Origin of the sequence: Kordia zhangzhouensis (assembly GCF_001005305.1) — a bacterium.
Lineage (GTDB): Bacteria > Bacteroidota > Bacteroidia > Flavobacteriales > Flavobacteriaceae > Kordia > Kordia zhangzhouensis.
In genome coordinates, this window is sequence record NZ_LBMH01000010.1 from 15,367 (window position 1) to 34,764 (window position 19,398).

At 33.5% G+C, this 19,398-nt stretch carries 15 protein-coding genes; 7 read left to right on the plus strand and 8 right to left on the minus strand.

Annotated elements, in window-relative coordinates; translation table 11 throughout:
• Positions 1-9 precede the first annotated feature (9 nt).
• On the plus strand, positions 10-2,157 hold the full coding sequence (feoB, locus tag AA088_RS14045; RefSeq protein WP_046745666.1) for a ferrous iron transport protein B: 2,148 nt from the start codon (positions 10-12) through the stop codon (positions 2,155-2,157).
• Positions 2,158-2,300: 143 nt separating this feature from the next.
• Here the strand turns inward: feoB and AA088_RS14050 are convergent, their stop codons facing one another.
• Entirely contained in the window at positions 2,301-2,948 is a 648-nt protein-coding gene (locus AA088_RS14050; protein WP_046745667.1) for an outer membrane beta-barrel protein, read from the minus strand.
• 121 nt (positions 2,949-3,069) lie between these two features.
• Here AA088_RS14050 and AA088_RS14055 point away from each other — a divergent pair, with 121 nt between their 5' ends.
• Positions 3,070-3,345: a hypothetical protein gene (locus AA088_RS14055; RefSeq protein ID WP_157547240.1), complete on the plus strand. Its 276-nt coding sequence runs from the start codon at positions 3,070-3,072 to the stop codon at positions 3,343-3,345.
• Positions 3,346-3,580: 235 nt separating this feature from the next.
• Here AA088_RS14055 and AA088_RS18420 read toward each other — a convergent pair whose 3' ends face one another.
• The 5 genes from AA088_RS18420 to AA088_RS14080 are packed head-to-tail and all read right to left on the minus strand — an operon-like array spanning position 3,581 to position 8,465.
• Positions 3,581-4,972 carry a metal ABC transporter permease gene (locus AA088_RS18420; protein WP_046745669.1) on the minus strand — a complete coding sequence of 464 codons (1,392 nt, stop codon included), beginning with the start codon at positions 4,970-4,972 and terminating at the stop codon, positions 3,581-3,583.
• Entirely contained in the window at positions 4,965-6,095 is a 1,131-nt protein-coding gene (locus AA088_RS14065; protein ID WP_046745670.1) for a metal ABC transporter permease, read from the minus strand. Before AA088_RS14065 ends, AA088_RS18420 begins: the two co-directional genes overlap by 8 nt.
• 18 nt (positions 6,096-6,113) lie before the next feature.
• Positions 6,114-6,851: a metal ABC transporter ATP-binding protein gene (locus AA088_RS14070; protein ID WP_046745671.1), complete on the minus strand. Its 738-nt coding sequence runs from the start codon at positions 6,849-6,851 to the stop codon at positions 6,114-6,116.
• Between the two features lie 49 nt (positions 6,852-6,900).
• On the minus strand, positions 6,901-7,815 hold the full coding sequence (locus tag AA088_RS14075; protein ID WP_046745672.1) for a metal ABC transporter solute-binding protein, Zn/Mn family: 915 nt from the start codon (positions 7,813-7,815) through the stop codon (positions 6,901-6,903).
• A complete protein-coding gene (locus AA088_RS14080; RefSeq protein WP_046745673.1) occupies positions 7,812-8,465 on the minus strand; it encodes a metal-dependent transcriptional regulator in 654 nt (217 codons plus the stop codon). Before AA088_RS14080 ends, AA088_RS14075 begins: the two co-directional genes overlap by 4 nt.
• A 102-nt stretch (positions 8,466-8,567) precedes the next feature.
• Between AA088_RS14080 and AA088_RS14085 the strand changes: the two genes are divergently transcribed.
• On the plus strand, positions 8,568-10,841 hold the full coding sequence (locus tag AA088_RS14085) for a TonB-dependent receptor (RefSeq protein ID WP_046745674.1): 2,274 nt from the start codon (positions 8,568-8,570) through the stop codon (positions 10,839-10,841).
• Between the two features lie 42 nt (positions 10,842-10,883).
• Here AA088_RS14085 and AA088_RS14090 read toward each other — a convergent pair whose 3' ends face one another.
• Entirely contained in the window at positions 10,884-11,858 is a 975-nt protein-coding gene (locus AA088_RS14090; protein ID WP_046745675.1) for a polyprenyl synthetase family protein, read from the minus strand.
• Positions 11,859-11,987: 129 nt separating this feature from the next.
• Between AA088_RS14090 and AA088_RS14095 the strand changes: the two genes are divergently transcribed.
• The 4 genes from AA088_RS14095 to AA088_RS14110 are packed head-to-tail and all read left to right on the plus strand — an operon-like array spanning position 11,988 to position 18,797.
• On the plus strand, positions 11,988-12,596 hold the full coding sequence (locus AA088_RS14095; RefSeq protein WP_046745676.1) for a TetR/AcrR family transcriptional regulator: 609 nt from the start codon (positions 11,988-11,990) through the stop codon (positions 12,594-12,596).
• Position 12,597: 1 nt separating this feature from the next.
• The gene (locus AA088_RS14100; protein WP_046745677.1) at positions 12,598-14,028 is read left to right on the plus strand and encodes a TolC family protein; all 1,431 of its coding nucleotides are present in this window, start codon (positions 12,598-12,600) and stop codon (positions 14,026-14,028) included.
• A 59-nt stretch (positions 14,029-14,087) separates the two neighbouring features.
• Positions 14,088-15,251 (plus strand): efflux RND transporter periplasmic adaptor subunit, encoded by a 1,164-nt coding sequence (locus AA088_RS14105; protein WP_046745678.1) that lies wholly within the window; start codon positions 14,088-14,090, stop codon positions 15,249-15,251.
• 15 nt (positions 15,252-15,266) lie between these two features.
• Entirely contained in the window at positions 15,267-18,797 is a 3,531-nt protein-coding gene (locus AA088_RS14110; RefSeq protein ID WP_046745679.1) for an efflux RND transporter permease subunit, read from the plus strand.
• Positions 18,798-18,846: 49 nt separating this feature from the next.
• Here AA088_RS14110 and AA088_RS14115 read toward each other — a convergent pair whose 3' ends face one another.
• Positions 18,847-19,206 (minus strand): toxin-antitoxin system YwqK family antitoxin, encoded by a 360-nt coding sequence (locus AA088_RS14115; RefSeq protein ID WP_046745680.1) that lies wholly within the window; start codon positions 19,204-19,206, stop codon positions 18,847-18,849.
• Positions 19,207-19,398: the final 192 nt, after the last annotated feature.

Below are 19,398 nucleotides of genomic sequence, written 5' to 3' on the forward strand. Positions count from 1 at the left end.
TATTGACTGATGAGTGAATCCATGATTAAAGTAGCGCTAATAGGAAATCCAAATACCGGAAAAACGTCTTTGTTCAACCACTTAACAGGACTGAATCAAAAAGTAGGGAATTATCCGGGGATAACTGTCGACAAAAAAACAGGAATCTGTAAACTTTCTGCCTCGCAGAAAGCAACTATTCTTGATCTCCCAGGCACTTATAGTTTAAATGCTTCTTCAGCAGACGAAAAAATCGTCATTGATATTTTAAACAATCCGTCTAACGAGTTGTATCCAGATGTTGCTGTGGTAGTAACCGATGTTGAGCAACTGAAACGTAACCTACTCGTTTTTACGCAAGTAAAAGATTTAGAAATTCCAACATTACTAGTCATTAATATGGCTGATCGGATGAAGTCTAAGGGAATTTCTATCGATATTGAACAACTAGAAGCAGAGCTCAATACAAAAATTGTTATTATTAGCTCTAAAAAACAAATAGGAATTGAGGATGTAAAACAAGCCATTATAGCCTACGATTCGCTTTCAATAGATCGGTGCATAACCAAGGAAAAAATTAAACAAAATACAATCACCAATCCAGAATTGATTGAGACATTATCAGCTGCTGAGCTCAAAAAAGTTCAGCATCGAGAAACGATTGTTCGTTATCAATTCATTAATGATATTTTAAAAAAATCGTATGTAGTTGATCGAACTAAAGCAACCGACCTACAGGCAAAGCTTGACCGTATTTTTACACATAAAATTTTTGGGTACGTAATTTTTGGGTTATTGCTACTGTTAATTTTTCAGGTCATTTTTGAATGGAGTTCTGTCCCTATGGACTTTATTGATGGTGTTTTTGGTTCGTTGGCAGATTGGACAAAAGAAGTATTGCCTAAGGGCATGTTAACCAATTTGCTTGCAGAAGGTATTATTGCTGGTTTGGGTGGAATCATCATTTTTATTCCTCAAATTGCTTTTCTATTTTTCTTTATTTCCATCTTGGAAGAAAGTGGTTATATGAGCCGTGTTGTTTTTTTAATGGATAAAATCATGCGTCGTTTTGGTTTGAGTGGAAAAAGTATTGTTCCTCTTATTTCTGGTGCTGCATGTGCAATTCCTGCTATTATGGCAACACGTAATATTGAAAGTTGGAAAGAACGCCTAATTACTATTTTAGTAACACCTTTTATTACTTGTTCCGCACGATTGCCTGTATATGCTATTTTAATTTCACTTATTATTCCTGGCGAACGTGTTTTTTGGTTTTTCAATTGGCAAGGAATTACCTTAATGCTTTTATACTTACTAGGATTTATCATTGCTTTACTTTCCGCTTATATTTTACACAAAACGTTGCGTATTGAAAGTAAATCTTATTTTGTGGTCGAACTTCCCAAATATAAAGTTCCATTGTTTAAAAATGTTGCTTTTACTGTAATTGAAAAAACAAAAGCATTTGTTTTTGAAGCAGGAAAAATCATTTTAGCAATCTCTATTATTTTATGGGTATTGGCTTCTGTTGGAGTTAATGAAAAATTCAATAACGCAGAAACAATCGTTGCAACAGCAATTGAGGCCAATGGCTTAAATGAAGTTCAAGAAAAAACACTTCAATATAAAATTCAACGTTATGAGGAAATCCTTCTAGAAGAAGCTGAAACACCTTTAACACCGCAAGAAATTGATGTTGCTATCACTGAAAAAACACCCGAATTAAGAGATGCCGTAATAAATGATGAAATTGCAGCATTACGCTTAGAAAATTCTATTTTGGGCGTAATTGGAAAAACAATTGAACCAGTCATTAAGCCTTTAGGATACGATTGGAAAATTGGAATTGCCTTAGTGAGTTCTTTTGCTGCTCGTGAAGTTTTTATTGGAACGTTGGCAACTATATACAGTGTTGGTAGTGAAGGTGATGATGAAGAAGGAAATACAATTAAAGCCAAAATGCAATCGGAAGTTCATGCCAAATCTGGTAAAAAAGTATTTACGTTTGCTTCTGGAATTTCATTATTATTATTTTATGCTTTTGCTATGCAGTGTATGAGCACACTAGCAATTGTAAAGCGAGAAACTAATAGTTGGAAATGGCCAATGATACAACTTGTAGGCATGTCTGTTATAGCTTATGTTGCCGCTTTTATTTCATTTCAATTGTTAAATTAGGCGTATGATACAGAAGATTTTGGTTGGCGTTATTTTTTTACTAGCTATAGCTTTTCTAGTCAAAAAATTTACATGGAAAAAGAAAACCGCAAAAGCCTGCGAAAAGGACAATTGCGGTTGTCATTAATTATTTTTACACTTTTTTAAAAATAATACGTCAATCCAAAAACCAAGTTTGAGGAATTTAAAGAAAGCCCAAAACTGTCCCGATCACTTTCTGCTCCATTTTGCGAGTTTTTTGCATTGCTAGTGGTGTAACCCAAAGATCCAATAGTCGTTTCAATTGCCAATTTATCACTAAACATATAAGTAAGTCCAGGTCGCACCCCTATAAACCAACCCTTCGTTTTTATATCATCATTTGTATTGAACTCACTTTTTCCTTTTGAGAATTGTGTTTCTCCTTGAACGAAGAAAGACAAACGTTCTCCAATTCCTCTGTAATACCTAACATAAGGGAAAATTCGAAATGTATTTGCTGTCAATTCTTGGGTATTAGTTCCTGGTGAGCTACTTTCGTTTTTATTATGAGAATATCCAACTCCCAAACCGATAAATAAATTGTCCTTGACAGCATATCCATATAGGGTATTAAACCCTATTCCGAATTGATCGTTTTCTTGAGTTACAGCTCCACTATTTTCTATTTTGGTAGTGTCCAAGAAAAAACCTCCGCTAAGCAAGCATGAGCCTTTTTCAAATGTAAGTTTGTCATTTGACCCTTCTTTCTTTTCTTGTGCATTAACATATGCAAATGTAAAAAGCAGAGCAAATAAGGTGATTTTTTTCATTTTAATTTTGTTTATAAGGTTAAAGTAATGCACCCAAAAATAGAACAGTAATTACAATACAAAAACACCTTTAACAAATTTTTATCGACTTAAAATGTTAAAAATTTCGTACATTAAACACATGAATATAACTTCTTTAATTTTTCTACTACCAATTGTACTTATAGGGGTTGGGTATTACTATGATTACAAGGAAAATCCTAAACGTTTTAATAGAGATATAAGAGGAGGAGCTCTTTATTTTCTAGTTTTTTTTGCGTTAATTCTTATTGAGCGAATTGTATTTAATGTAGGATATTTATACATAGTACTGCAAATTGCGATTTTGATTCTTATATCATTTTGCGCAAAATATTTTATTCAGAAAAGAAAAGACATAAAAAAAAGAGAGCGTTAAGCCTCACTCTCTTTTTCTAACAAAAATTGTTAATTAATGTCTTTAGGGAAAACAACTAAATGATTTCTAAAATTACTCAATGCTAAAATACATCCTTTAGCAAAGCCAACATTTTTATTTAGACAAATATACGCAGTTTGTCGATAAATGTATTATTTTCGTCGATAAGCGGTTTATCGCATATTTAACGTAAATCACTGTTTATCAATCAACTAACATTTGTTAGCGATTTTAGTTAACCTCTAAACAAAAAGAAATCATCCTTCATCTCTTCTATCTCTGCATCTTTATTGGTAATAATATAATCTATTGCTTTTTCGGTAAACTCTTCTCCCTTGTCGGTTAATGAAATAATAGAATCATCAATGGTTACCATATTGTTCTTTAAAGCTAAATCTACAATAGTTTTTGAGCGCAATCGTTGCCAGTTGATATGCTCATTCAAATGCTTTACATGCCGTTCACTCTCTTCTTCGTGGTTTCTGATATGTAATAAGAAAACCAACAGCATGATTTCCGTTTTTTGTTGTTGCACTTTGTAATATCCGTAAATAACACCTCTTTTGGGCAAAATATAAATTAAGAAACCAGCCAATGACACTGCCATTCCAATACAATAGATAAAATCTAACAGTATAAACTTAGAAAACACAGTATGTATTTTTTCTCCTAGAGGCAAATGCTCAAAATTAACACCATGTACCAAAAGCTCTTGATAGTATTGATAAAAGAAAAAAGCAATTGCTATTGATATACTTACTAATGCAGACGTAATAATTGGCTCATACACAAGTAAAAATAAGATTGCCAAAACCGTTGTCATAGATCCAGCAATAGAAGCATCTAATACATGCGCTAGCCAATAACCTGAAATAGCGGCAAATACACCTAAAAAGCATGATAACATTAACATTTTTTTCAAATCCTTTGTCATCAAATAAGCTGTTGCTGCTGGCGCTATCATTAGTGCAACGACCAATATAGGACCTACCGCATCAAATGCTCCTACTATAGTTATGGAAGATACTGTCATCAAACCATAATGCATAATGATTGGTGAAAAACCTAATGCCGCCGCTAAACCAGCATCAAAGGTACTTACCTTTAGCTCTTTAAAAAAAGTGATTAACAATGTGAGTGTAATTACTAAAATTGTTCCTATAACCCAAATGGCTTTTGGCCCTAAATTAATGCAAGAGTCAGGAACACCTTCTATACAATTAATTTGCAACAAGTCAAATGGCGCAAAGCTCAAATCACCAACCATCACAGAATCAATATCTAAATGTACATCGTTTGCGTTTTTTGCAATCAAAATCACACCAATACTGAATAATGCTGGAAATACCAATCCGATTGCGGTATCTTCTTTGACCAATCCTGTTTTTTGAATGTATTCAACTAAAATAACGGTAACAATTCCCGCCAAGGCAGCCAATACAATGAGTAAGGGAGAAGCGATATCTTCCACAATAAAAAATCCAATTACAATTCCCAACAAAATTGAATGACTAATTGCATCGCTAATGAGAGACATTTTACGCAACACTAAAAATGTTCCAGGAATAGCGCACGCTATAGCAACCAAAGCGATTATGATTTGTATGATAATTTGCGCACTATTCATCACTTTTCTTTATTTGTTGATCGTATAAATTTTCAGCCGTTTGATATCCTTCTTGCGTCATTGACCATTGTTGCCCATCAATTTTGACATAATTAAGATCGACTAGTTCTTGCAGAGATTTTTTAGAAAATCCTTGAAACCCATTTAAAATCTTGATTGCATGTGGGTGCGATATGTTTTGATGTGTTTTAGCGATTCCATACATAAATGCTAATGTTTTATGCATTTTGATGTTATTTCTGTTTTTTCGAAAACGGATTTCTCTAAATAATAATCCTCTATTTGGTGAAAATATAAAGGAAAAAAGAACAATACTTGCCGCCACTAATACAATAACAGGTCCCGTAGAAAGATTACCACTTACTGTGCTAATTCCAGTACCTACAACACCCGAAAATGCTCCAAAAATAGCAGCAAGAATTACCATAATTCCTAAACTATTTGTCCATTGTCGAGCCGCAGCTGCAGGTGCCAACAACATGGCACTCATCAATATAACACCAACCGTTTGTAAACCCAATACAATCGTGATTACGATAAACGTTGTAATCAACACATCAATGAATCGTGTATTAAAGCCCAAAGTTTTAGTGTAATCTTCATCAAACAATAAAATTTTGAATTCTTTCCAAAAAATGAATAGAATTAATAATGAAATTCCAGCTACAATTGCAATGAGCCATACATCTTTTTCAAGTAATGTAGCTGCTTGACCAAATAAATAGGTATCCAATCCTGCTTGGCTAGCGTTTGGTTGTTTTTGGATAAATGTGAGCAATAACATTCCAAAACCAAAAAACAAAGAAAGAGTCAACCCTAGTGCAGTATCAGATTTTAGATGAGTTTTTTTAGTAATACTTCGAATCCAAAAGGTACCTAAAAGCCCACTAACCAATGCTCCTAGCAAAAAGATGTTACTATCTTTCACACCAGTAATGAGGAAAGCAATTGCAATTCCTGGTAATGCTGCATGTGATATCGCATCACCTAATAAACTTTGCTTACGCAATACCGCAAAACTTCCTAGCATACCACAAATAGCTCCTAAAACGGCAGTTCCCAATGTGACCGTTCGAACGGTATAATCTGTAAAAACAAGCGATATGTATTCTTGAAAGTCTATGATTTCTAAAAATTTTAATTACTCTTGAACACTAACCTTGTAGTTAATACCATAAGTCTTAGTCAAATTATCATCATTGAAAATATCTTTTACTGGACCTGTTGCAATTTTTTTAACGTTCAAAAATGTAACCCAATCAAAATATTCAGGAACTGTTTGCAAATCGTGATGTACTACTACAACTGTTTTTCCCGCTTTACGGAGCTCTTTTAAGATGTTAATAATTGCTTTCTCGGTAGTAGCATCTACACCTTGAAATGGTTCATCCATAAAATAAATAGATGCATTTTGCACTAAAGCTCTTGCCAAAAAGATTCGTTGCTGTTGCCCGCCAGACAACTGACTAATTTGTCTATTTTTAAAAGGCAACATTCCTACTTTTTCAAGAGCTTCCAAAGATGCTTTTTTTTCTTTTTGCCCAGGACGCTTGATCCAGCCCAAACTTCCATATGTTCCCATCATCACTACATCTAAAGCTGTTGTTGGAAAATCCCAATCTACACTTCCTTTTTGCGGAACGTATGCTACTAACGAACGTTGTTTTTTATACGGTTTTCCAAAAACTGAAACCGTTCCTGCAATTGGTTTAATAATTCCTAATATCGATTTAATCAAAGTAGATTTGCCTGCGCCATTAGGCCCTACAATGCACATTAAAACACCTTCAGGAATCGCCAAATCAATGTCCCACAAAACTGGTTTGTAGTTGTAAGCAACAGTCAAATCATCTACAGTGATTGCATAGTTAGTTTCCATTAGTTAGGTTTAAGTTTTTGATTGTTTGTAAGCTTACCATGTCAAAAAATCATTTCAAAGCGTTCACAATAGTTTTTACATTGTATGTATACATTCCTATATAAGTTCCCTCTTCTGTTCCAGCATTTCCAAGTGCATCCGAATATAAGGTGCCTCCTATGATAACCTGATAGTTTTTAGAGCGTACAGCTGCTTGCAATGCTTTAATGGTACGCTTTGGCACCGAACTTTCTACAAAAATGGCTTTTACTTGTTTTTCTATAATAAAGTTTGCTAATTTTTGAACATCTTGTACACCTGCTTCTGTAGCCGTTGATAATCCTTGCAACCCTACTACCTCAAAGTTATGTAGTTTTCCAAAGTAATTGAATGCATCGTGCGCAGTTACCAAAATTCGTTTTTCAACAGGTAGTTGTGCAATAATTTTTTGAACTTCTTCAGAAAGAGCGTCAAGTTTTTCCAAGTATTGTTTCCCGTTCTCTTCAAAAGTTGCAGTATGTGTAGGGTCTAATTTTTTGAGTTCTTCAATTATATATTTGGTTGCCTGTTTCCAATAATCAATATGAAACCATATATGTGGGTCGTAACTAGACGCGAAATATTCAGAACTGATTAACCCATTTTTATTAACTGCATTTGAAACTGCAATGATGTGTTTTTGCTGTTTCTGCATTTTTTCAAAAATATCTTCAAGTTTTCCTTCCAAATGCAGTCCATTGTATATTACTACATCCGCATTAAAAAGTTTGCTCACATCACCTTCACTTGCTTTGTACAAATGTGGATCTACACCGCTTCCCATCAATCCTTTTACCTCAACTACATCGCCACCAATATTTTTTAACATATCTGTAATCATCGTAGTTGTTGTCACAATTTGAAGTTTACCTGTACGTTTTTTGACTTCTGTTTTACAGCTTACAAATGCAAGCATTAGAAAAAATATAAATAACTGTTTTTTCATTTTTTTACATAAATATTGTTTGCAATTTGTTGTGAAATCATGAATTCTTCTTTATTCACACGAATTTTCATTGAATTATCAAATGGCTCTTTATCTAGCACTTTTATTTTTTTTCCTAAAGCAATTTTTTGTTTATCCAAATATTTTAAAAAAGACGACGATGAATCTTTTACCCCAACAATAATTCCTTTTTCTCCTTTGCCCAAAGTTGCCAATAATACATCTGCATAATTGGAAATATTCCCTTCCTTATCAGGAATTGGGTCGCCATGAGGATCCCGTTTTGGGAATCCTAAGAACGCATCTAATTGATTGATTAATTTTTCAGACCTGATATGCTCCAATTGTTCTGCAACATCGTGTACTTCGTCCCATGTAAAATTAAGTTTTTCAACCAAGAACACTTCCCAAAGTCGGTGTTTGCGAATAATATTTGCCGCCATTAATTTCCCTTCTTGAGTCAACTCAACTCCTTTATAAGGTTTGTAATGAATCAACTCTTTTTCAGAAAGTTTTTTAACCATATCCGTCACAGAAGATGCCTTAGTATTCATTTGTTCTGCAATAGCATTGGTACTAATATCTCCTTCACTTCTATCACTAATATGATAAATCGCTTTAAGATAATTTTCTTCTGAAAATGTCATCATGGTAAATTACTTTAGATTACAAATATACAATTTTTACTTTTACTATATTAATTTTTTAGATAAGCCTAAAAATATATTATACATTTGCAAAAAATTAATTTAATGAGATTAAAAATAACTCTACTACTTTTTCTTTTTTATTCTTTTGTCTTTTCTCAATCTGTAGAAATAAAAGGAATTGTGTCCTTTCAAAATAAGGCACAAGATTTTGTAAATGTGTATATTAAAGAATCTACTCAAGGAACTATTACAAATGAAGATGGTTTTTATACACTTAACATAAAACCTGGAAACTATATCTTAGTCTTACAATCAATTGGCTTTAAACGAATAGAAAAGCAAATTGTGGTTAAAGACTTCCCTCTTACAATCAATTTTGAATTGCAAGAAGATCCTCTCGGACTCGATCAAGTAGTCGTATCTGCTACCAAAACTTCATTAAATCGACGAGAAGCTCCTGTTTTGATAACTGTAACTAACGCTGAAGTATTGCAAAAAGTACAAGCCAATACCCTATTTGATGGACTAAATTTTCAGCCAGGTTTGCGCACAGAAGTAAACTGTCAAAACTGCGGATTTTCTCAAATTCGTATCAATGGATTGGATGGTGCGTATTCGCAAATTCTAATCAATAGTCGCCCTGTATTTGGTTCCTTAAATGGAATTTACGGGTTAGAGCAAATTCCAACAAACATGATTAAGCAAATTGAAGTGACACGTGGCGGTGGTTCTGCAATTTTTGGCTCAAATGCAATCGCAGGAACCATTAACATTATTACCAAAGATCCGATAGAAAATGAATTTCAAGTGGCTACAAAATTTGGGTTCATAGGCGAAGAAAGTATAGATGCTGTAAACACGTTTAACTCTACATTTGTTTCCAACAACCTCAATAAAGGAATTACATTCTTCGGAATGCATCGCAATCGAGAAAGTTATGATGCAAATACCGATGGTTTTTCGGAGATGACAAAATTGAGAAACTTACATTTTGGCATCAAATCGTTTTATAAGTTTGACTTTCAACGAAAGTTGACATTCGATTTCAATACTTCACACGAATATAGACGTGGTGGAGATTTTATTGATAAATCGCCCATTTTTGCTAATATAGCCGAAGAAATTACAAGTAATGTGATTGGAGGAGGTGTAACGTTTGATTATTTTACTGAAGATTTTTTACAAAAATTTTCCTTCTATGGAAATGTACAACATACACGTTCTGATAATTATTACGGAACAGAACAAGATCCAAATGGATTTGGCATAACAAAAGATTTTCTTACCGTTTCTGGCGTTCAACATACCGCTAAGTTTAATAACTTTTTTGGTCATAGTATGGATTTGACATCTGGCGTGGAACACCGTTTTAATAGAATTACCGAACGTCGTGAAAACCCGCTGGTAAATCCTATAACACAAAACACGAATTCGATTGGAATTTACACGCAATTGGATTGGAAAGTGTTAGAAAATCTGAAGATATTAACAGGAGCACGCGGTGAATTGTTTTTGTCTAATTTGAACACTGAAACGTTATGTATTGTAAATCCTCGAGTGAGTATTTTATACAATTTAACAGAAACTATTAGCTTTAGAACTGGATATTCGCAAGGGTTTAGAGCTCCTCAATTTTTTTCAGAAGATGTACACTCTGAAATTATTTCAGGAGAGGTAAGACGTGTGCGTTTGGCTTCCAACTTAAAAAAAGAATTATCACACAGTTTTATTGGCTCTCTGGAATATGCTCATCAACATGAAAATCATCAATTAGTATTGACTTTAGAAGGCTTTTATACCCAAATTAACAATCCGTTTGTATATGAAGCTCGTGGCGAAATAGACGGTTTAGAAATTAAAGAAAAAATTAATGGTAATAGCGCAATTGTGAATGGATTTAATTTGGAAGCTCGCTTTAGTCCAAATCCAACGTTGTTGTTTCAACTAGGCGGAACCGTTCAAAATAGCTATTATGAAAAATCATTTGAACCTGAAGAAGGTATTGTAACTAACAAAATTATGCGAACACCTAACATCTATGGAAATATGATGGTAAATTATACACCCAATAATAAATGGAGTTTTAATTTGAATGGTATTTTTACAGGAAAAATGTACGTGCCGCATGTTGCAGGTTTTATTTCTGAAACAATCTTGGAAGAAACTCCTAATTTATTAGAAATTGGAATAAATGCGAGCAGAACGTTTGCTGTTTCTGAAAACTATCAACTGCAAGTAAATGGCGGTTTAAAAAATATGTTCAACGCATATCAAGATGATTTTGATAAAACTATCAATAGAGATCCCAACTATATTTATGGACCATCACAACCAAGAACGATTTTTATTGGATTAAAATTGGGAACAGATTTGTAGTGATTTTGAGTGCGGAAGTTTTAAAAAATCAACTTTTAGCACTTAAACTGTTCGATTCATCAATTGTTTGCCAAATAATGTAAGTGATTGCTTTTCTCTCTCACCAATATTTAACGTTTCCAACACCTGAAATGCTTTACTAGTATATACTTGAATTGCTTCTTTGATTGCTTCTGGCGCGTTGCTTTCGTTAAATAACTGCTTTACCAACTCAACTTTTTTGGTCGTATCTGTTGGCTGACTTGAAAATAATTCAATAAGTTTTTCTTTATTCTCTTTCGAACTATTTTCAAGAGCTTTCAGATATAAATACGTCTTTTTATTTTCAATTATATCGCCTCCTACTTGCTTTCCAAACGTTTCTGGATTACCATAGGCATCCAAATAATCATCTTGTAGCTGAAAAGCCAATCCTAAATAACGACCAAAATCATATATTCCAGCAGCATCTTTTTCACTTGCATTAGCTACCAAGGCTCCCATTTTCATTGCGGCTCCTACCAAAACAGCCGTTTTGTATTCAATCATTTTTAAATATTCAGGAATCGTGACATCATTTCGTGTTTCAAAATCGATATCGTATTGCTGACCTTCACAAACTTCAATTGCTGTTTTACTGAATAACTTTGCTAATTCCCTGAATGTTGTTCCATCATAATTTTCAAATAACTGATATGCTATAATAAGCATTGCATCACCAGATAAAATCCCTGTATTGACGTCCCATTTTTCGTGAACCGTTGCTTTTCCTCTTCGCAATGGTGCAGCATCCATAATATCGTCATGCACTAATGAAAAATTATGAAAAACTTCAACTGCCAACGCCGCATCTAACGCTTTTTTATAAGGAGTCCCAAAAATCTCTGCCGTCATTAAAGTTAATACTGGTCGCAAACGTTTTCCTCCAAGTTGTAAAATGTACAGGATAGGTTCATATAAATTTTTAGGTTTATTTAAAACAATTTTTTCATCCAAATAGGCAATAAACGCGTCTCTATAATGAGCAATTTGTGTCATTCAATAAAAATTTTAGCTAAAATACCATATTTCCGTTTGACACAAATAGAAACCATTTGTTAAATAAATGTAAAAACTTTGGAAACTTTTTCTGTTTTTAAAGTTTCCTGCTTACTTTTGTCGCCAATTATGAAAGAAAAGATAAAAGAAACTGCAACCGATATGTTCTTAAACTTAGGGTTTAAGAGTGTAACTATGGATGATATTGCCAATGAAATGGGGATTTCAAAAAAAACTATTTACACGCATTTTAATAATAAAACCGATTTGATCAATGAAGTTACGGGCTCCCTTTTTTGCGTAATTAGTGAAGGTATTGATTTGATATGTGCAGCTGAAAAAAACTCAATTGAAGAACTGTATGAAATCAAACGCTTTGTAATGGAACATTTGAAGGATGAAAAATCTTCACCTCAATATCAATTGCAAAAATACTATCCAAAAATTTACGCAACACTTAAAAAGAAACAGTTTGACGTCATGCAAGACTGCGTAAAAGATAATTTGACACGAGGAGTAAATTCTGGAATGTACCGTAAAAATATTGATGTAGAGTTTGTATCGCGTATTTATTTTAATGGTGTAACCGGAATTAAAGATCATTCATTATTCCCTTCCAAACTTTTTCCGATGCATGTATTAATGGATTATTTTTTAGAATATCACTTACGTGGAATTTGCACGCCAAAAGGACTTGAAACATTACAACAATTTATAACAACTAATCAATCAATATAATATGAAAAACAAACTAATATTTATTTTTAGTTTCTGTTTTCTACAATTGGGACTTTCCCAAAATCCAGAAGATAAAATACCTAAAAACTTTTCCCTAGAAGAAGCTATTGCATTTGCTTTAGAAAATAACAGAACTGCCAAAAATGCGGCTCGTGACATTAAAGCTGCCGAAAAACAAAAATGGGAAACTACCGCTACAGGTTTGCCACAAATTAATGCGCAAATCGATTATCAAAACTTTATAAAACAACCTGTTTCATTACTGCCAGCAAGTGCATTTGACCCATATAATCAAATACGACAGTTGGACGATTTTTATGACTTGAGTAGTTTGCCTGTTATTGATCAAATTCCTGCTGCGCCAAGACCTGACGAATTTATACCTGTAGTTTTTGGAACTAAACAATCTGTAAATGCCAATGCTACACTTACACAACTCATCTTTGATGGATCATATTTGGTAGGTTTACAATCAGCGAAAGTATTTTTAGAAATTTCTAAAAATGCCAAAGAAAAAACCGACTTACAAGTACGTCAATCTGTAATCAATGCGTATGGGAATGTCCTTTTATCTGAAGAAAGTGTTACTATTTTGGAACGTAATAAAGCTACTTTAGAAAAGAACTTGTTTGAAACAAAAAAAATCTTCGAAAACGGATTGACAGAAGAAGAAGATGTTGAGCAATTAGAGATTACTTTAGCAAGTGTAGAAAGCAATCTTAGAAACGTAGAAAGACTTCGCGATTTGTCTTATAAAATGCTCAATATTGCTATGGGAATAGACTTGAATCATGATACAAAATTGACAGATTCATTACAGGAGTTGACCATGCAAAATATGGCTCCTTCTATTTTATTGGTTGAAGATGATGTAACACAAACGGTAGATTACAAGATTGCAGCTAATGACAAACACTCAAAAGAATTGTTATTAAAATTAGAAAAAAGTAAAGCCTTACCTACGCTTTCAGGGTTTTTGACTGGTGGTTATAATGGTAACGCAAATTCGTTTGACTTTTTTAACAAAGAACAACGTTGGTTTGGTACTGCTGCTTTTGGTTTTAACCTTAGCATTCCTATTTTCAGTTCATTAAAAAGAAGTGCTGCCACACAACGAGCACAAATAAATCTTGAAAAAGCTGAAGATGGATTGGTAGAAGTTGAGCAACAGCTTAAATTACAAATTGATGCGGCTAAAAGCGACTATCAGTTAGCTATTGAAGAATATGAAACCGCAAAAAAGAATTTACACCTCTCTGAACGTATTGAAAAGAAAAATCAAGTAAAATTCTTTGAAGGCGTTGGTTCTAGTTTTGAGTTGCGCCAAGCACAAACCCAATTATACGCCGCTCAACAAGAGTATTTACAAACCATGCTTGATGTAATTAATAAAAAAGCGGCTTTAGAAACCATATTGAGTCAAACAAACTAATTACTCCAAAACGAATTGTATAAAAACATACTAACAACGAATCAGAAAAATTAATTCTAATGAAAAAAATATATATCCTGCTCCTTCCTTTCATCCTATTGATGGCTTCTTGTGGAAACGATGCCAAAAAAAATGTGGATACACTTATCGCTGACCAAAATGTAAAAGCGATGAAGGAAAAAAGAGAAATTCTCAAGAAAGAAAAAACAACTCTTGAGGAAGACATAAAAAAACTATCAGAAGCAATTGAAAAAATTAATCCAACAAAGAAAAAAACATTAGTCACCGTTTTTACTGCCAAAGACACTATTTTTAATCATTACTTGGAGCTTCAAGGAAATGTAGACACGAAGAAAAATATTGTCATCACTCCAGAAATGAACGGAATTTTACAGCAAGTGTATGTAAAAGAAGGGCAACGTGTTTCACAAGGGCAAATACTAGCAAAAGTAGATGATGGTGGCATGAGCCAACAACTATCTCAATTGCAAATTCAAGCCGATTTGGCCAAAACTACTTATGAGCGTCAAAAAAGATTATGGGATCAAAAAATTGGTTCGGAAATTCAGTTTTTACAAGCAAAATCTGCGTATGAAGCTCAACAAAAAGCTGTTGATCAAATAAAAGTACAAATTGGAAAAACTTCTATCAGAGCACCTTTTTCAGGAATCATTGATGATGTTATTACTGAACAAGGTTCGGTTGTAAGTGCGGGAATGTCTCCTGTTATTCGTATCGTAAATTTAAACGATATGTATATCGAAGCTGTCATTCCAGAAAAATATCTTACCAGTGTCACCAAAGGAAAAAATGTTGAAGTTTACTTCCCAATATTAGGAGAAACAATCAATGCTAAAATTCGTCAAGCTGCAGACTTTATTGATCCAAACAATAGAACATTTAAAGTAGAGGTTGCTGTGCCTAATAAAGATGGTAATATTAAGCCCAACTTGACTGCAAAATTGAGAATTAACGATTATACCAATCCTAAAGCTTTTCTTATTCCTCAAAGTATTATCTCAGAAAATGCAGATGGAGAACAATATGTATATGTCATTGATTCTTCAAAAGAAGGTATTAAAAGAGCAAAAAAAGCCATTATATCAACCGGAAAAACACAAGGAGATTATATTGAAGTAATCGATGGATTGAATGATGGTGACCAAGTTATTAAAGCAGGTGCTCGTAGTGTAAACGATGGTCAAGAAGTAACAGTTAAATAATAATCTATCAACCCTATGTCTGATAAAAAAATAAACAAGGAGTTCCGACTTTCCTCTTGGGCAATTGACAACCCTACCATTATCTATATCATCATGGGATTGCTTCTCGTGCTTGGGCTCACCGCTTATTTTAGCATGCCAAGAGAAAATTTCCCTGAAATTAAAGAAACAAAAATCTACATCAGTACTGTTTACAGAGGAAATACTGCTGAAGATATTGAAAAGTTAATTGTAGATCCTCTAGAAGACCGCATTAAGAACGTAAGTAATGTAGTAGAAGTAACTTCTACTTCACAAGAAGATTATGGAATTATTGTCGTTGAATTTGACGAGAATATTACTGTAGAAGCTGCTAAACAAAAAATAAAAGATGAAGTTGATGCTGAAAAAGGTGGTGAAGATTGGCCTACATTCAATGGAGCTAAAGTAGAACCTAATGTATTTGATCTTAATATTTCTGAAGAAGCTCCTATTTTGAACATCAATATTTCAGGAGATTATCCTGTAGAAAAATTGAAAGAATATGCAGAGTTCCTTGAAGATGAAATAGAAGATCTTGAGCAAATCAAACAAGTTGACATTCGCGGTGCGCAAGAAAAAGAAGTTGAAGTAGCTGTTGACATTTATAAAATGATGGCTGCTAAAGTTAGCTTTGACGATGTAAGAAATGCTATTGCTAATGGAAACATGACAATGTCTGCCGGAAACTTAATCACTTCTGGACAAAGACGTACAATCCGAATTTTAGGCGAAATCAAAAACCCGAAAGAGTTAAATGATTTTGTCGTAAAGTCACTCAATGGCCCTGTATATCTCCGTGATATTGCAACCGTTAGTTTTAAAGAAGAAGACAAAACAACATATGCGCGCGAATTTGGCAATAGTGTAGTAATGCTTGATGTAAAAAAACGTGCTGGTAAAAATATGGTCGCTGCCGCAGAACAAATCAATGTTATAATTAATGATTTTAAAGCCAATCATGAAGACTTGAAAGTTTCTATAACCAATGATCAATCTGAAAAAACCATCAACCAAGTAAACGATTTGGTTAATAATATCATTTTCGGAATCATACTTGTGGTATTTGTTTTAATGTTCTTTTTAGGGTTTAGAAATGCTCTCTTTGTCGGATTAGCAATTCCAATGTCTATGTTCATGTCGTTCATGATATTAGATGCTTTGGGATATACCATGAATACCATGATTCTATTTGCCCTTATTATGGGACTTGGAATGTTAGTTGACAACGGAATCGTAGTAGTAGAAAACGTATATCGTTTAATGGACGAAGAAGGAATGTCACGTATTCAAGCAGCAAAAAAAGGGATTGGAGAAATTGCCTTTCCAATTATCATATCAACAGCCACAACAGTAGCAGCTTTTGTTCCTCTTGGAATGTGGCCAGGTGTTATGGGGCAATTTATGATTTATTTCCCTATTACACTATCCGTTGTATTAGGCTCTTCCCTATTTGTAGCCATATTCATCAATTCAATGATGGTATCTCAATTTATGGAAGTTGGTGAGCGCGAATTAAAGGTTCGACAGTTGTTACTGGTAAGTGCTGCTCTCGTTTTCTTAGCAATCATTTGCTATTTCATAGGCGGAAATGCAACTGGCTTAGGTACACTTTTCATTTTTATTTCCCTAATGTTTTGGATATATAAATATGTACTAAAACCTATGGCTCGTTATTTCCAAAAAAGAATCCTTTCTGCTTTGGAAAGATCATACGAACGTTTTCTACGATACGCTCTAAGCGGTAGAAGACCCTATGCATTTACAATTGGAACATTTGCGCTGTTAATCATTGCTTTTTCACTATTTGGAAAATCCATTGGTGACAAACGAACTAAAGTTGAGTTTTTCCCTGATAACAAGCCAAATCAAATCATTGTTTATATAGAATATCCTCAAGGAACAGCGATTGAAAAAACTAATGAGATTACTAAGGACATTGAGCAACGCGTTTATGCGGTTCTTAATGATGAAGAATATATGGAAGGTAGCCGTAATTTCTTAGTAGAATCTGCAGTTTCTCAAGTAGGTGAAGGAGCAGGAAACCCTCAAACAGATGGAGGTTCTGCTGCTGAAATGCCACACAAAGGAAAAATCACCGCGTCCATGCGCGAATATAAATTCCGCAATGGAAAAGATAGTGAAGTATTACGTCAAAAAGTAACAGAAGCCTTGAAAGGAATCTATCCAGGAGTTGCTATTTCTGTTGAAAAAGATGCTGTTGGTCCTCCAGTAGGATATCCAATCAACATTGAACTAGAAGGAAATGATTATTCTGAATTGATTACTCAAGCCGGAAAACTACGTGATTTAATCAATTCAAAAAATATTGAAGGAATTGAAGAGTTAAAAATCGATGTGAACAAAGGAAAGCCTGCAATGCAAGTTGTGGTTGATAGAGAGAAAGCCGGAGAGCTAGGCGTTTCTGCTGGGCAAGTCGGACAACAACTTCGATTTTCTTTATTTGGTGTAAAAGCTGCTGTTTACAAAGAAAATGGAGAAGATTATGATATTTATGTTCGTTTCAATGAAGAAAACCGTTATAACAAAAGCTCTCTATTTAACCAAAAATTGATTTTTAGGAATCAAATGGGGCAGTTGAAAGAAATTCCTGTTTCTGCAGTAACCAAGCAACGAAACACATCTGGGTTTAGCGCAATTAAACATAATGACTACAAACGTGTTGTAACTGTTTATTCTGGGTTAGCACCTGGACACACAGATGCTGCGGCAATTGTAGACCAGATTAAAGCCGAAATTGGAGACGAATTCAAACCGAAAGGAATCAAAATTGATTATACAGGACAGATTGAAGAACAAAAAAAGCAAATGATATTCTTAATGGGTGCGTTTTTTGCTGGTTTAGGACTAATCATGTTAATTTTAATTTTCCAATTCAGCTCAATTTCAAAACCTACAATCATTATGATTGCAATCTTTTTAAGCTTGATTGGTGTATTTGGCGGATTACTCATTACCGGGGCTGCATTCGTAATTATGATGACAATGATGGGAATCATTTCTCTAGCAGGAATTGTTGTAAATAACGGTGTGGTATTACTCGATTACACGCAATTATTAATTGACAGAAAGAAGCATGAGTTAAAATTAGATAAAGACACCTACTTACCTATACCTCATGTATTTGAAGCAGTAGTAAAAGCTGGAAAAGCGCGTTTGCGTCCGGTATTATTAACAGCTATTACCACAGTTTTAGGTTTAATACCTCTAGCAATTGGTTTTAATATTGACTTTTTCTCTTTGTTTAGTGATTTTGACCCTAAAATTTATTTAGGTGGTGACAATGTAATTTTCTGGGGACCACTAGCATGGACCGTTATTTATGGACTAATTATAGCTACATTCCTTACATTAATTATAGTTCCAGTACTCTTCTATTTAATTACAAAGTTCAAGTTTTGGGCATTTAAAAGTAAGCGTCCTGTAGAATATGATAAAATGATTGATAATGATACTGATGACGATCAAAATCTTAATGAAATAGATGTGCCTATAGAAACTGTATAAACAAAAAAAACCGAAAGCAATGCTTTCGGTTTTTTTTGTCTTGTTTTATTTACTTGTTACTTACAACAGTGCTAGTTCGCTTCCATTGATTAACATCTTTAATTTTACTATCTGAATAATCAACTTCGCTTAGTAAATTTGATTCCCAGAAAAACCACTTTCCTACTTTCTTTCCATTTTCATAATTTCCAACGGCAATCTTTTTTCCATTTTCATCAAAAGACTTCCATTCTCCTTGTAGTTTTCCTTTTAAAGTAAAAAAACCTGTTTGCGCTACTTCTCCATTTTCATGATAATAAGTGGCTTCAATTAAATCTCCGTTTTTTTCTAAAGTAGGTTTTTGTGTATTTTGTGCGAAAGCAATTGTTCCTGAAAAGAACAAAACTGCCATAATGAATAACTTTTTCATACTATATATTTTTTATGATTTGAGAATCTAATTAATATTTATATTACAAACTTAACTTTTTTTTTACTTTTGAGCAACAATTACGTAACATTAAATTAACATTGGAAGTTCAAATTACTAATAATCAAGTATTTATACGTTTATTTTTTAGTAACATTAGCATACAAATTGATAAAAAAGAAGGTTTTCATA

Excerpts from the sequence above, each read along its gene's own strand:
- feoB (WP_046745666.1), top strand. The coding sequence starts at position 10 with ATGAGTGAATCCATGATTAAAGTAGCGCTAATAGGAAATCCAAATACC.
- AA088_RS14050 (WP_046745667.1), bottom strand. The coding sequence starts at position 2,948 with ATGAAAAAAATCACCTTATTTGCTCTGCTTTTTACATTTGCATATGTT.
- AA088_RS14055 (WP_157547240.1), top strand. The coding sequence starts at position 3,070 with ATGAATATAACTTCTTTAATTTTTCTACTACCAATTGTACTTATAGGG.
- AA088_RS18420 (WP_046745669.1), bottom strand. The coding sequence starts at position 4,972 with ATGAATAGTGCGCAAATTATCATACAAATCATAATCGCTTTGGTTGCT.
- AA088_RS14070 (WP_046745671.1), bottom strand. The coding sequence starts at position 6,851 with ATGGAAACTAACTATGCAATCACTGTAGATGATTTGACTGTTGCTTAC.
- AA088_RS14075 (WP_046745672.1), bottom strand. The coding sequence starts at position 7,815 with ATGAAAAAACAGTTATTTATATTTTTTCTAATGCTTGCATTTGTAAGC.
- AA088_RS14080 (WP_046745673.1), bottom strand. The coding sequence starts at position 8,465 with ATGATGACATTTTCAGAAGAAAATTATCTTAAAGCGATTTATCATATT.
- AA088_RS14085 (WP_046745674.1), top strand. The coding sequence starts at position 8,568 with ATGAGATTAAAAATAACTCTACTACTTTTTCTTTTTTATTCTTTTGTC.
- AA088_RS14090 (WP_046745675.1), bottom strand. The coding sequence starts at position 11,858 with ATGACACAAATTGCTCATTATAGAGACGCGTTTATTGCCTATTTGGAT.
- AA088_RS14095 (WP_046745676.1), top strand. The coding sequence starts at position 11,988 with ATGAAAGAAAAGATAAAAGAAACTGCAACCGATATGTTCTTAAACTTA.
- AA088_RS14100 (WP_046745677.1), top strand. The coding sequence starts at position 12,598 with ATGAAAAACAAACTAATATTTATTTTTAGTTTCTGTTTTCTACAATTG.
- AA088_RS14105 (WP_046745678.1), top strand. The coding sequence starts at position 14,088 with ATGAAAAAAATATATATCCTGCTCCTTCCTTTCATCCTATTGATGGCT.
- AA088_RS14110 (WP_046745679.1), top strand. The coding sequence starts at position 15,267 with ATGTCTGATAAAAAAATAAACAAGGAGTTCCGACTTTCCTCTTGGGCA.
- AA088_RS14115 (WP_046745680.1), bottom strand. The coding sequence starts at position 19,206 with ATGAAAAAGTTATTCATTATGGCAGTTTTGTTCTTTTCAGGAACAATT.